At 51.6% G+C, this 14,386-nt stretch carries 10 protein-coding genes; 4 read left to right on the top strand and 6 right to left on the bottom strand.

All coding sequences use genetic code 11. The features are described from left to right. Nucleotides 1-39 precede the first annotated feature (39 nt). Nucleotides 40-642: a helix-turn-helix transcriptional regulator gene (locus HBM92_RS01020; protein WP_001167663.1), complete on the bottom strand. Its 603-nt coding sequence runs from the start codon at nucleotides 640-642 to the stop codon at nucleotides 40-42. Nucleotides 643-1,161: 519 nt separating this feature from the next. Between HBM92_RS01020 and HBM92_RS01015 the strand changes: the two genes are divergently transcribed. From HBM92_RS01015 to HBM92_RS01005, 3 genes are all read left to right on the top strand, one after another. Next, nucleotides 1,162-2,061 carry a LysR family transcriptional regulator gene (locus HBM92_RS01015; RefSeq protein ID WP_016265956.1) on the top strand — a complete coding sequence of 300 codons (900 nt, stop codon included), beginning with the start codon at nucleotides 1,162-1,164 and terminating at the stop codon, nucleotides 2,059-2,061. Between the two features lie 48 nt (nucleotides 2,062-2,109). Next, nucleotides 2,110-3,123: an inner membrane protein YhjD gene (yhjD, locus tag HBM92_RS01010; RefSeq protein WP_000191257.1), complete on the top strand. Its 1,014-nt coding sequence runs from the start codon at nucleotides 2,110-2,112 to the stop codon at nucleotides 3,121-3,123. A 392-nt stretch (nucleotides 3,124-3,515) separates the two neighbouring features. Further along, a complete protein-coding gene (locus HBM92_RS01005) occupies nucleotides 3,516-4,838 on the top strand; it encodes an MFS transporter (protein ID WP_001149007.1) in 1,323 nt (440 codons plus the stop codon). 178 nt (nucleotides 4,839-5,016) lie between these two features. Here HBM92_RS01005 and HBM92_RS01000 read toward each other — a convergent pair whose 3' ends face one another. Then, nucleotides 5,017-7,077 (bottom strand): AsmA family protein, encoded by a 2,061-nt coding sequence (locus tag HBM92_RS01000; protein WP_001443179.1) that lies wholly within the window; start codon nucleotides 7,075-7,077, stop codon nucleotides 5,017-5,019. A gap of 69 nt (nucleotides 7,078-7,146) precedes the next feature. Beyond that, the gene (pdeH, locus tag HBM92_RS00995; protein WP_001304951.1) at nucleotides 7,147-7,914 is read right to left on the bottom strand and encodes a cyclic-guanylate-specific phosphodiesterase; all 768 of its coding nucleotides are present in this window, start codon (nucleotides 7,912-7,914) and stop codon (nucleotides 7,147-7,149) included. 231 nt (nucleotides 7,915-8,145) lie between these two features. Between pdeH and kdgK the strand changes: the two genes are divergently transcribed. After that, nucleotides 8,146-9,075 (top strand): 2-dehydro-3-deoxygluconokinase, encoded by a 930-nt coding sequence (kdgK, locus tag HBM92_RS00990; protein ID WP_001297976.1) that lies wholly within the window; start codon nucleotides 8,146-8,148, stop codon nucleotides 9,073-9,075. A gap of 95 nt (nucleotides 9,076-9,170) precedes the next feature. Here the strand turns inward: kdgK and HBM92_RS00985 are convergent, their stop codons facing one another. The 3 genes from HBM92_RS00985 to hmsP all read right to left on the bottom strand — a co-directional run bounded on the left by HBM92_RS00985 (nucleotide 9,171) and on the right by hmsP (nucleotide 14,344). Next, the gene (locus HBM92_RS00985) at nucleotides 9,171-10,667 is read right to left on the bottom strand and encodes a M16 family metallopeptidase (RefSeq protein ID WP_001163136.1); all 1,497 of its coding nucleotides are present in this window, start codon (nucleotides 10,665-10,667) and stop codon (nucleotides 9,171-9,173) included. A 219-nt stretch (nucleotides 10,668-10,886) separates the two neighbouring features. Then, nucleotides 10,887-12,173 (bottom strand): C4-dicarboxylate transporter DctC, encoded by a 1,287-nt coding sequence (dctA, locus tag HBM92_RS00980; RefSeq protein ID WP_000858214.1) that lies wholly within the window; start codon nucleotides 12,171-12,173, stop codon nucleotides 10,887-10,889. Nucleotides 12,174-12,355: 182 nt separating this feature from the next. Further along, entirely contained in the window at nucleotides 12,356-14,344 is a 1,989-nt protein-coding gene (gene hmsP, locus HBM92_RS00975) for a biofilm formation regulator HmsP (RefSeq protein WP_001266320.1), read from the bottom strand. Between the last annotated feature and the right edge of the window lie 42 nt (nucleotides 14,345-14,386).

The raw sequence follows: 14,386 nt of genomic DNA, 5'->3' as shown, positions 1-14,386 counted from the left end.
CCAGCCGCTAACTTCCTGCTGGCTGTAAAATTATCCTCTTCAGGAGGAGATATTTAACATCATTGCCGCCTGGGTGCGATTTTTGACTTCCAGACGGCGATACAGTGATTCCAGATGCGCTTTTACCGTTCCGGTACTGATATTCAGCGCCCTGCCGATCTCTTTATTTGATTCGCCCGCCGCTAACATGGTTAAAATCTCCCGCTGGCGGGCGCTTAACGATTTGAGATCTTTAATGTCCTTTTCCGGCGTCGTTCGCCAGTCTCCAGGCAGAAACATCATCCCCATCGCCGCACTATTTACCGCCAACGCAAATGTCTCGACGGTTGAATCACGAGGCACAATGGCCAGCACATTAAAATGAATAACTTCCTGTAACCACCGTTTGTTGCAATCCGTCGCCGTAATTAACACCTTAACCTCAGGAAATTGCACCACGGTTTTTTGCAGCAACCAGTAGCAAAACTCACCATCCTGATCGCCATCGAGCATCACTAAGGCTTCAGGGTAACTTTCCAGCTTTTGCCATAACTCGTCTGCCTGACTGGCCCCCTGAATACTCACTCCTGGAATACGATGCTGTAAACTGATTTTCATTCCATGAATAAATATTGACTGCCTGTCAAACATGACTATTTGCATAACTGAATCTCCACCTGAATACGTTAAAAAGACTTAAGTAGTGGAAGGGTATTACTCGCGAGAAAAAATAAGAATTCGCCATTTGGCGGTGGCCATTCTACAGAGATAACGCGTAGAAAATAGTTACCGATATAAATAGTTACAGCTAAACGCCTGAAATTACATGTCGAGGGCACTATTTAAAACATTTTTGAGGATTTCCTTATATCGGTAGTTAGTACGCATGCAATCAAAAATGAAATTCCGCGACCATAAACAAAAATAACAAACGGCAATGAGATAAAAATAAGCACAAATAGCCAATACATCTTCTATTCACTTTAAAGTGAATCGCTGAAAAATACGCTCTGTTTAAGGGAATTCACCTTTCTCATAAAGCTATTCCTCCCTTTTCCTGCTGAGAAATCGCCACATTCATCATGACAACATTGTGAAACCCGGCATTAGATGTTAGAAAAAACAATAAACAATGCGATATGCGCGCTACTGTTTCGTTGTGAACAACAATCGGTCAAAGAGATGGATAAAATTCACGCAATGCAGTTGTTCATCAAAGTCGCGGAGCTGGAAAGTTTTTCCCGCGCAGCGGATTTCTTTGCTTTGCCAAAGGGAAGTGTTTCGCGCCAGATACAGGCACTGGAACATCAACTTGGCACCCAGCTTCTCCAGCGCACCACGCGACGGGTCAAACTCACGCCAGAAGGCATGACCTATTATCAACGAGCAAAAGATGTGTTGAGTAATCTCAGCGAACTGGACGGTCTGTTTCAACAGGATGCCACCAGTATCAGCGGTAAATTACGCATCGACATCCCGTCAGGAATCGCGAAAAGCCTGTTACTACCGCGCTTGTCGGAATTTCTCTATCTGCATCCGGGAATTGAGCTGGAACTGAGTAGCCATGACCGTCCGGTAGATATTCTTCATGATGGTTTTGATTGCGTGATACGCACTGGCGCATTACCGGAAGATGGCGTTATCGCCCGTTCTCTCGGCAAACTGGCCATGGTCAACTGTGCCAGTCCACACTATCTGACGCGCTTTGGTTATCCGCAAAGCCCCGATGATCTGACTTCACACGCAATAGTGCGTTATACACCGCACCTGGGTGTACATCCGTTAGGTTTTGAGGTTGCCAGCGTTAATGGCGTCCAGTGGTTTAAGTCTGGCGGCATGTTGACGGTAAACAGTAGCGAAAACTATCTCGCCGCCGGTATTGCCGGTCTGGGGATTATTCAGATCCCGCGCATTGCCGTGCGCGAAGCCCTGCGTGCCGGGCGGCTTATTGAAGTGTTGCCTGGCTACCGTGCCGAGCCGCTGTCCCTTTCACTGGTTTATCCGCAGCGTCGGGAGCTTTCCCGGCGTGTAAACCTGTTTATGCAGTGGCTGGCTGGCGTAATGAAAGAGCACCTGGACTGACCGACTATACTTTTTAAGAATAACCACGACAGAAGGACAAAAGAGCGGATGACGCAGGAAAACGAGATCAAACGTCCCACCCAGGATCTGGAGCACGAGCCGATTAAGCAGTTGGATAATAGCGAGAAAGGCGGCAAAGTTAGCCAGGCGCTGGAAACCGTCACCACCACTGCCGAGAAAGTCCAACGCCAACCGGTTATTGCGCACCTGATTCGCGCGACAGAACGCTTTAACGATCGGCTGGGTAACCAGTTTGGGGCGGCTATCACCTATTTCTCATTTTTGTCGATGATCCCCATTTTGATGGTGTCGTTTGCCGCAGGGGGCTTTGTGCTGGCCTCCCATCCGATGTTGCTACAGGATATCTTCGACAAAATTCTGCAAAACATTAGCGATCCGACGCTAGCCGCCACGTTGAAAAACACCATCAACACCGCCGTTCAGCAGCGTACGACTGTAGGGCTTGTCGGTCTGGCAGTGGCGCTTTATTCCGGCATCAACTGGATGGGTAACCTGCGTGAAGCGATTCGCGCCCAGTCACGCGATGTCTGGGAACGCTCGCCGCAAGATCAGGAGAAGTTCTGGGTAAAATATCTGCGTGATTTTATTTCGCTGATTGGTTTGTTGATTGCGCTGATTGTGACGCTTTCTATCACCTCGGTTGCCGGTTCTGCGCAGCAAATGATTATTAGCGCCCTGCACCTGAACAGCATTGAGTGGCTGAAACCGACATGGCGGTTGATTGGCCTGGCGATTTCCATCTTCGCCAACTATCTGCTTTTCTTCTGGATCTTCTGGCGGTTGCCGCGCCACCGTCCGCGCAAAAAAGCCCTGATCCGCGGAACATTTCTGGCTGCTATTGGTTTTGAAGTGATTAAAATCGTGATGACCTACACCCTGCCATCGTTGATGAAATCACCCTCTGGCGCAGCATTTGGTTCCGTGCTGGGGCTGATGGCATTTTTCTACTTCTTCGCCCGTTTGACGCTGTTTTGCGCGGCGTGGATTGCCACCGCCGAATATAAAGACGACCCGCGAATGCCGGGGAAAACGCAGCCTTAAAATAGGCCGGATGCGGCGTACGAATTTATTCGGCCTGGCTCCCCGTAGGCCGGATAAGATGCGCCAGCATCGCATCCGGCTATAATGCACACATAACCTCTTGAAACTCTTTCCCAGAGCCTCTTTAGCCATCTATTCAGGAGCAAACAATTTCATTCCAACTTATAACCCCAGCATATAAATCCAGTTGGTAACTTTTATTTAACCTAAAACCAGTTTAATCCACCATTTATAAAATTATGTGAAGCATTTCATAGAAGAAAAATCACTGGCCTAAACATTATCCCCTTTTTGCCTGATTTTTGACCATTTCCGCGATTTGTTACACATTGAAATATCACTTTTGCTGTGCGTAATATGGCTATTCGTTAGCCAAAAAATAAGAAAAGATTATGCAAGCAACAGCCACAACACTCGACCACGAGCAAGAATACACGCCGATCAACTCGCGTAATAAAGTCCTTGTCGCCTCTCTCATTGGCACGGCCATTGAGTTCTTCGACTTTTACATTTACGCCACTGCGGCCGTTATTGTGTTTCCGCATATCTTCTTCCCGCAGGGCGATCCAACGGCAGCAACGCTACAGTCGCTCGCCACCTTTGCCATCGCCTTCGTCGCGCGCCCCATTGGCTCTGCCGTTTTTGGTCATTTTGGCGATCGCGTTGGGCGTAAAGCGACGCTGGTCGCCTCGTTGCTAACGATGGGGATTTCGACCGTGGTGATTGGCCTGCTGCCAGGCTATGCCACGATTGGTATTTTCGCCCCGCTGCTGCTGGCGCTGGCTCGATTTGGTCAGGGTCTGGGCTTAGGTGGTGAATGGGGCGGCGCGGCGCTGCTGGCGACTGAAAACGCCCCACCGCGCAAACGTGCATTGTACGGCTCCTTCCCGCAGCTGGGCGCACCGATTGGCTTCTTCTTTGCCAACGGCACTTTCTTGCTGCTTTCCTGGCTACTGACCGACGAGCAGTTTATGAGCTGGGGCTGGCGTGTGCCATTTATCTTCTCGGCGGTGCTGGTCATTATCGGCCTGTATGTTCGCGTGTCGCTGCATGAGTCGCCGGTGTTTGAGAAAGTCGCTAAAGCGAAAAAACAGGTGAAGATCCCGCTGGGTACGCTGCTGACCAAACATGTTCGCGTAACCGTACTGGGTACGTTCATTATGCTGGCAACCTATACGCTGTTTTACATCATGACGGTCTACTCTATGACCTTTAGTACCGCCGCCGCGCCAGTTGGGCTTGGCCTGCCGCGTAACGAAGTGTTGTGGATGCTGATGATGGCAGTTATTGGTTTTGGCGTGATGGTGCCCGTCGCCGGATTACTGGCTGATGCCTTTGGTCGCCGTAAAAGCATGGTAATCATCACCACGCTGATCATCCTGTTCGCGCTATTCGCCTTTAACCCTTTGCTCGGTTCTGGCAACCCGATTCTGGTTTTTGCCTTCCTGCTGCTGGGGTTAAGTCTGATGGGGCTGACCTTCGGTCCGATGGGCGCGCTGTTACCAGAGCTGTTCCCGACAGAAGTGCGTTACACCGGAGCATCGTTCTCTTACAACGTATCGTCGATTCTCGGGGCTTCCGTTGCGCCATATATCGCAGCCTGGTTGCAGACTAACTACGGGTTAGGTGCGGTGGGGCTATATCTGGCGGCGATGGCTGGCTTGACGTTAATCGCCCTGCTGCTGACCCATGAGACGCGACATCAGTCGTTGTAATCAGAGTGAAAAGCCTGATGCGCTACGCTTATCAGGCCAGAATTTCCATACAATATATTGAATTAGCAAGGATTTGTAAGCCGGAGGCGTTCACGCCGCATCCGGCATGAACAAAGCACACTTTGCCAACAATCTAAATCTGTTTAATTGCCGGATGTCAGACATCCGGCAATTATCATCACTTCTTCATCTGCGACAAAATTGTCCTGCACTGATTAGCCTCCCCTTCGGAAGGTGAGATCAGCGCCAGTAACGCCGCCGCCGGTGTTACCAGCGTTGCCAGTGCCGCCGCAACGGCTCCGCGAGCAATCAACGGCCCGGCTTTCACCCCAGCCTGCGGATTTTTAAACGTCCCACGCACATACAGCGGCGAACGCAGTGTGATAATCCGAATCCCTTTACTCTCCGGATCAATAGTCAAATCCAGCTGTTCCGAAGCAAAACTTGCCGTGCCGGTAACGTTAATCAACGCGTTCTCAGTATCGAAAGCAAAAACCTGCGGACGCGCCACACCGTTGGCAATATCCAGATTCGCTGCCGCGCAGTTCACCCGCACCTCATCGTCACCAAATATCGCACCGACAATGTAGTTGCCGACATTCAGCCCAACAATCTCCATCAGGTTGCGGCTCACCAGCCCGTCATTCATCAACAGTTTCAGGTTGCCGTTACTGTTGCCTAAAAGCGCCGCCACCGAGTTACCGCTACCGCGCAGTTCCGCGTCACCGTTCATTTCCCCCAGCGTCTTCTGCATCAGTTCCACATCCGGCATCAGTTCTTTCAGTTTCAGCCGACGGGCCTGAATATCTGCCCGCCCTTGCATCGGCTTTTTATCGCCTTCCAGATGAATATTCGCCGCAATGCTGCCGCCCGCCATGCCAAATTTCAGCGGTTGCAGGCGCAGGTCAGCATTTTTGAGGATGATATGAGTAGAAAGATCGCTAATCGGCAGGCTGCTGCCATGCTCAATGCGCCGCCCTTTGAAGCGAACATCGGCATCCATAACGTCCCATTTATCGGTTTCGAAGCGGTCATAAGGCAGCACTTTGCCCGCAGGCTGAACGCTTTTTTCGCCCTTCTTCTGTTCAGACCGTTTCGACTTTTCTGCCCCTTTCCCGGAATCAACGCCAATCAACGGTCCCAGGTCCGCCAGCCGCAATTGCCGCGACTCGACATCACCTTCCAGTTTTGGTCGTGGCTTGCCGGTGGTATAGATCAGAGAACCGTGGATATCGCTATCGCCAATGCGCCCATTAAAACCGCGATAATCAAAGACCGACGATTTTTCAGTGTCGATTTTCGCTACCAGCCGACCATCCGTTTCAAACGGCGGTGTATCGGGCAGCAGAACGCCCGTCAGTTCATAGAGATCACCCAGCGAATCGCCAGAAAATTTAAGCCGTAAATCGACACCCCCCATCTTCATTGGGTCATTCACAACGCCATCAAAAGCAACACGGGTGTTACCAGAGCGGAAATCAGCCTGTACCGGAAACGGCGTTCCTTCGCCACGCAGCGCCAGCATACCGCCTATTTTTCCCGTACCAGTGAGCGGTTCACCGTTATAACGTCCCTGCGCCTTCAGGCCAAAAACGTAATCGCCCACCTTTTCTTTATCCGCTTTACCTTTCGATCCGGTAACTTCGCTGAACGGCAGCGGCTTGCCTAACGGATCGACAAAAATTTCCAGATCCGCTTTGCTTACTTTGTCATCAATGGCGATCCGCCCTTGATCGAAAAGAATATTATCCAGCTGAAACGACCACGCCGACGGCTTTGCATTCGCGTCTTTGTTGTCATCGTTGGCGAGATTAAACGTCCAGTTATTGTTCTTTTCGGAGAGGCGAATCAGGCGCGCGTCGGGCTTTTCGAGCTTGATCCACGGCAACCAGACCGTTTTGGTCAGCAGCGCCAGCGGGGCCAGCGTCGCTTCTACTCGCGGCAAATGCACCATTGTGACTTCGGGAATATCCGGTGGATTGCCAAGAATGATGTCTTCCGCGTGTACATGGGGCCACGGCACCCAGCTGCGCCAGCCAGTTTCTTGTTTTTGCCGCTCCCACACCACGCCCAGATCGCCACGGATAGCGAACGGACGATTCAACTCCGCAGAGACTTTCTGGTTGATGGTCGGTTTGAGTCGATTCCAGTCAAAAGTTGCAATCAAAATGATCGCCACGACAATCAACAACAAGAAAGCCCCTGAAATCGCAGCGGTTATTTTGCCTGCCTTGCTCATCGTTCGCTTCCTCATATTCTTCCTGTGCCAGTCCTAAAGATAGTCCAGCCAGGCGGAAAATGAGGCAGCTTATAGCGCCAGAACCGCCGTATTCAGCGTTTCTATCGGTGCCGGGCGTGAAAGAAACCAGCCTTGTGCGGCGAATGCGGGCGAGTTCTGAACATCACGCCACTCTTCTGGTGTTTCTACGCCCTCGACAATCACCCCGCGACAATAGCGATTCATTAGATGTAAAAGCTGAGAAAAGAGTGTGCGTCCTTCCGGTGACTGACGCAGCATCACAAACAGTTCTCGCGCGATTTTGATGTAGTCATAACGCACTTCACTTAGTGCAGAGAAATTTGCCATCCCGGTACCAAAATCATCCAGCCACAGCGGGCCAAATTCACACATCGAGGCAAAGGTTGAATCTTTCGGCAGGCGGATGTGTTCCACCAGTTCGAAACGCAGCCAGGGAAGACGCTCAATCTGGCGCAGGATTTTTGGTTGCTGACGCAGGGCGATGAGCGTAGGGCCATCAATATTGACCGATGCCAGCAGGCCGTGCTCTACAAAGAAGTCGGCTTTTTGCGCCAGCAAATCAATCTGCTCTTTCACAACCTCCATCCGATGGCTAACGGTGATTTCAGTAAAATAGCGATCCGGCGGCAGGCGTTGCGAAGGGTTCAAGGGATGCGTGACCACCGTTAATAGCTCCACGGCCATTAACCGCCCGCATGTTTGATAGATCGGCTGCCAGGTGTAAGCACGCTCACACTGCAACCAAAAACGCCGTTCCTGCAAGCTCTCGATGCTTGCTTCAGGGTTGCTTATTCGCTGGATAACCTGCCTTATCATCAAAGATGTCCTGTGTTTAAAAGTGATGCTGCCCGGACTCGACAAAGATTATCGGCGCGCAAAGGCAGAACTTTACCGCCTGGCCGGGGTAAATTTCCCCACTCCACAATGGAATCTTTCAGGAATACGTTCTGGCTCAAAAAAATAATGGAACACTGTTTTAATATGGTTGACCAGCAAACCACCACAGCGCAAACTAACGCTAATTTTTTACAGATCAGGTTCACGACTATGTCCAAAAAGATTGCCGTGATTGGCGAATGCATGATTGAGCTTTCCGAGAAAGGCGCGGACGTTAAGCGCGGTTTCGGCGGCGATACCCTGAACACTTCCGTCTATATCGCCCGTCAGGTCGATCCTGCGGCATTAACCGTTCATTACGTAACGGCGCTGGGAACGGACAGTTTTAGCCAGCAGATGCTGGACGCCTGGCGCGGCGAGAACGTTGATACTTCCCTGACCCAACGGATGGAAAACCGTCTGCCGGGCCTTTACTACATTGAAACCGACAGCACCGGCGAACGTACGTTCTACTACTGGCGTAACGAAGCCGCCGCCAAATTCTGGCTGGAGAGTGAGCAATCCGCGGCGATTTGCGAAGAGCTGGCGAATTTCGATTATCTCTACCTGAGCGGGATTAGCCTGGCGATCTTAAGCCCGACCAGCCGCGAAAAGCTGCTTTCCCTGCTGCGCGAATGCCGCGCCAACGGCGGAAAAGTGATTTTCGACAATAACTATCGTCCGCGCCTGTGGGCCAGCAAAGAAGAGACACAGCAGGTGTACCAACAAATGCTGGAATGCACGGATATCGCCTTCCTGACGCTGGACGATGAAGACGCGCTGTGGGGTCAACAGCCGGTGGAAGACGTCATTGCGCGCACCCATAACGCGGGCGTGAAAGAAGTGGTGGTGAAACGCGGGGCGGATTCTTGCCTGGTGTCCATTGCTGGCGAAGGGTTAGTGGATGTTCCGGCGGTAAAACTGCCGAAAGAAAAAGTGATCGATACCACCGCAGCTGGCGACTCTTTCAGTGCCGGTTATCTGGCGGTACGTTTGACGGGCGGAATTGCGGAAGACGCAGCGAAACGCGGGCACCTGACCGCAAGTACCGTTATTCAGTATCGCGGCGCGATTATCCCGCGTGAAGCGATGCCAGCGTAAAAGCAGCATATGCAAAAGGCTGGATAGAGTGTTACCCCCCTATCCAGCTCATCCATAAATACCTGATGGTTGTGCTAACTCATCACCATCAGGCATTACTGTACAGGTGGAATATCCGTCACTTCAGGATGTACGTCATCCGTGGCGACAGATGTGGCGGCAGCCGCAGTCGATGGGGCCATGATTTGATCCCAGGCCGCCTGCAACGCTTTCATGTTAAATTCCGGCTCGCCTTTCGGCTGCAGCAGTATTAACGCCATATCATTCGACAACTGCTGACGCAGATCCTGATTTAACATCTCCACCGTCAGGCTGTTAAGGAAATCCTGACGCAGTTTCTGATATTGCTCCGGCGCGATATCGACGACCTGATTTTGCAACGAACGCATCCGCTGCCCCATCAGAATATCGGTATCAGCTCGCGCATAGGCGGCAAACAGTTTCTGCAGCTCCAGTTTCTTTTGCGCCACTAACGCATTGAACTCTTCTTCCGGCAGACCTTTATCGCGAACCTTCGCCAGTTCACGCGCCACCAGATTAAGGTTGCTGTTCAGCTTGTCGTTTGGTGATTCGATGTTGATGGCACACTGCGCACGCAGATACAGCACACGACAGTCAAATCCAAGACCGATGTCTTTACTGTTACTGGCGCTTAACGCTTGCTGAACATGCCAGAACAGCGCCTCACGGGCCAGGTCCGCACGCCAGTAGCGCAGCAGTGCGGCTGATTCACGAATCGGCTGCCACGGCGTATCCCACATGATAGATAGCCGGTCCTGACGCACCGCGTCGGTCATAATACTCACCGCTTCCGCACGCAGCGGAGAAAGCGTCGGCACCGGAGCCGGTGTTTCACGTTTGCCTTTCAGTTCGCCAAACGTTTTATTGATTTGGTCGACGACCGAGCGCGCATCCACGTTTCCCACCACCAGCAGCGTCATTGCATCCGGGGTGTACCATTTCTGATAGAAATCTTTAATCTTTTCCGCTTCAACGGGTTGTTTCAGCGGATCGGCAGGATCGTGACCTAACAAGGTTGATCCTTTCAGACGATAACGCCACCAGCCCTCTTTAGTATCGGCAGGCCAGGTTGCCACCATGTCCTGACTTTGCAACGCATGGTTGATGGTTTCTGGCGTGATAGTCAGTTTGCCAGTGGCATTTGCCAGATAAGAGAGCGCCTCTTTCAGCAAGTCGTTACGGTTATTGGGCAAACTCAGATTAAACAGCGTGGTGTCATAAGAGACAATTACCGGCGGCATCGGGCGTTTAGGGTCGATCCCCTGCTGCCACAATGAACGCGCCTGCGCTGCGTCAAGGCCACCGCTTTGCGTTAGCGCAATACGAGGGATGGCGTGACTGTAACCGCTCTGTTGTGTACTTTCGGCGAGCGAACCGGTATTAACCAGCAGGCGAATTTCAACACGATCGCTGGGACGTTGGGGCGTAGTCAGCACTTGCCACTGTAAACCGTTGGAAAGCGTCCCCTGTTGCCATGCTGGATCAGGCTGGAGCGCATCTGCCTGCACATAGCCAGCAGTGGCCATCATCAGCAAACCGCCCGCTAAAAGTCGAATTTTTGTGCCCTGCATGTGAACCCCTGATCAACTATCCTGGTAATAAAAAACTGCCCGTTGTCGGTCAGTCTAAATGACGTTAAAAACACTTCGTGTTAGACCGCAAGAACATGAAAATGTCACGGAAGAAGTGAAATAAACCTGAACTCACCCAGGTGGTAAGTTCAGGCACAGGGGTCAATTATGCGCAAACACCCGCACTCGGGGAAGGGAGTGCGGGCATAAGTGGTGAGATTAAGAGGATAATTCGTGCGTTTTGCCATCCGGCGCACGATTATTCAGCACATCGTCCAGTTTTTTGTGGTCCAGTTCTTTCACCCACTTAGCAACGACAATGGTCGCTACGCCGTTACCGACCAGGTTAGTCAGCGCACGAGCTTCTGACATAAAGCGGTCGATACCGAGGATCAGCGCCAGACCCGCTACAGGCAAATGGCCCACCGCAGAGAGCGTCGCCGCCAGCACGATAAAACCACTACCCGTTACCCCTGCCGCCCCTTTAGAAGAAAGCAGCAACACGATTAACAGCGTGATTTGGTGGACGATATCCATCTGACTGTTAGTGGCCTGGGCGATAAACACCGCCGCCATTGTCAGGTATATCGATGTGCCATCAAGGTTAAACGAGTAGCCTGTCGGGATGACCAGCCCCACCACCGATTTGCGGCAGCCGAGTTTCTCCATCTTGTCTAGCATACGCGGCAGCGCCGACTCGGAAGATGAAGTCCCCAGTACAATCAGCAGTTCTTCACGGATGTAACGGATAAATTTGAAGATACTGAAACCAGTCGCTTTAGCGATTGAACCCAATACCAGCACCACAAACAGGATACAGGTGATGTAGAAACAGATAATCAGCTGCCCCAGTTGCACCAGTGTGCCGACGCCGTATTTACCGATGGTAAACGCCATTGCCCCGAACGCACCAATAGGTGCCAGACGCATGATCATATTGATGATGCCGAAAATGACCTGCGAGAAACTTTCGATCACGTTAAAAATCAGTTGGCCTTTGCTGCCCAGACGGTGGAGCGCAAAACCAAACAGTACGGCAAACAGCAGTACCTGCAGAATGTTACCGCTGGCAAATGCGCCAATGACGCTCGCCGGGATGACATCCATAATGAAGGCGACAATGCCCTGGTCTTTCGCCTGATCGGCGTAAACCGCTACCGCTTTCGCATCAAGCGTTGCCGGATCGACGTTCATTCCGGCACCAGGCTGCACGACGTTAACGATGATAAGACCAATAATCAGCGCGATGGTACTGACAATTTCAAAGTAAAGCAGTGCGACTGCGCCGGTACGACCGACCGCCTTCATGCTTTCCATGCCCGCAATGCCCGTTACGACGGTACAAAAGATGACAGGAGCGATGATCATCTTAATGAGCTTAACGAAGCCGTCGCCAAGCGGTTTCATTTGCTCGCCTATTTCAGGATAGAAATGGCCAAGGAGAATACCAATGGCTATCGCTGTCAGGACCTGAAAGTAAAGGCTTTTAAACAGAGAGGTTTTCATAGGGTGTCCTTTAGTAAAACCACAGGTCTTGTAAGGTTATGGGGTACCTGCGGCCTTAAAATAACACCCAGACAACATCACAGAAATGTACCTGGATCATAATTGAAACAAAAAGGTTAAAAAGTTTGAGCTGGCTCGCACAAACCAGCACTTTTTAAAGTTTTGTAATCAGTTTGGGGTAGCTACTTTTCTTCCAGGTAACTCTCTTCGAAGATTTCAATAGGGAGTGGGCGAGCAAAAAGGAAGCCCTGGGCAATACCAACGCCCGCTTTTGCCAGCCAGTCGCGTTGTGCTTCAGTCTCCACGCCTTCGGCAATCATTTGTAAGTTCAGGCTCTGCGCCAGCATGATAATTGCAGCAATCATGCTGCTATCTTCCGGCAAACCTTCAACAAACATTTTGTCGATTTTCAGTACGTCGATTGGCAACGATTTCATATGCTGCAGCTGACGCAGCCCTGCGTAGCCCATGCCGAAATCATCCAGCGCCACCCGAACTCCGGCATTGCGCAGCGGACGGAGGATTGCCACCGCAGCATGAGGATCGTCAATACGTCGGCTTTCTGTCACTTCCAGAATCAGTGTTCCCGGCTGAATGCGATAGCGGGTTAACAGTTCCAGCATATCCGCCACCATATTTGGATGCATCAGTTGCAGCGCTGAGAGGTTTACCGACAAGGGCAGCATAATGCCGCGCTCTTGCCAGGCAGCAAGCAATCGACAGGACTCTTCCAGCACCCAGTGACCGACGGTAACCATCAGCCCACAGCACTCAATGCGATCGATTAAGCCATCGGGCAGGTCCCAACTGCCATCCGGTTGCTGGATACGCAGTAACACTTCCGCACTGACCAGTTTACCGCTGGTCATCTCGACCTGTGGCTGTAACCAAATCGCAAACTGATGATTTTCCAGTGCATTAAGGATATCGCTCTCTTCCGTCAACCGCTTCTGGGCGGCTTCCATCTGCTGCAGATCAAAGAACTGAATCTGATTTTTGCCTTTATGGCGAGCGGTAAATGCCGCAGAAATAGCGCGACTGTAAAGCTGTTCGGCGGTGAGATCGCCGTAGAACATCGCCACGCCAATGCTACAGTGCGGACGGAGTTGAATACGTTCAATCGGCAGGCGCTCGCTAATGATAGTGAGCACTTGCTGACCTAATGTGATAGCGTGCCACGGTTCCTGTACACCGTTGGCAATGACAGCAAAGTCATAACCGCTAATCTGCGCGAGGATCATGCGTGGCGACAGTACCGATTTGAGTTTTTCCACCAGCGTCAGCAGCAGAATTTCTCGTTGCGCCTCTTTCAGCACACCCGCAGTATCACGCAGGGTTTCACAGGTGATGATCATCAGCGCGGTAGTTTGTTTACGCGCCACCACCTGCTCCAGCATCTCCATCAGCAAGGCTTTGTTCGGCAAATCCGACACCGGGAAGCGCATCGCATTTTCGTTCTGTTCTTCATAATGGCGCTGCAGCAATTGCTGGTTGAGGTTGTAACTGCGCACCAACATACCGATTTCATCGTCCTGATGCAGACGCGGTAATGCCAGTTGGTGACCAACAAGCTCCTGGGGTGGGATGGCGTTAAGTTCGCGAGCAATATTGCGTAACGGATGCAAAATCAGGCGGTTAATGCACCAGCTAATCGCCACCGTCAATATTAACGACAAAAGTAAGTAAATGGTCACTAACGTTGAGAGGGTGCTCATCACGAACTTATACATGCGGAAGGAATCCGCCTGTAACACCAGATAGGCAATTGGCTGCGGGTTTGCCGGACGTTCCAGCGAGTAAACGCCCAGCGAGATTTGCACCGGTAGCTCAAACAGGCGAGTAACCATTACCGGCACCGGACGCTCTGGAATAAAACTTTTACGCAGCGCCTGGAACTGGTTGGGCAGCACTACATCGGCACGGCTGACCACGCCGGCCGGTTTAATGCTGGCAAGAATAGCTTCCGCTTCGGGAATATCGCCTTTCAAAATGGCAGAAGATAAGGGTTCGCGGACAGAGCGAGCAATGCTTTCCAGTTGCGTAGCCGTGTTATAGCGATTCTGCTGGACCAGATGGAACAGCAAAACGGTGCAAAAAATAAAAACGAACACCAGGACAACGGCTGCCACCATTGCCATCTGCTTGATTGTTAACGAGCGACTTACGCGCAAATTGTCTCCCCCCGGAAATCCCAGATTGCCGCCCGAGTATAC

It is taken from the genome of Escherichia sp. E.sYA108 (genome assembly GCF_011754335.1).
Lineage (GTDB): Bacteria > Pseudomonadota > Gammaproteobacteria > Enterobacterales > Enterobacteriaceae > Escherichia > Escherichia coli.
Note: the sequence above shows the minus strand (reverse complement) of the source record. Positions and strands in the feature narration are given on the sequence as shown.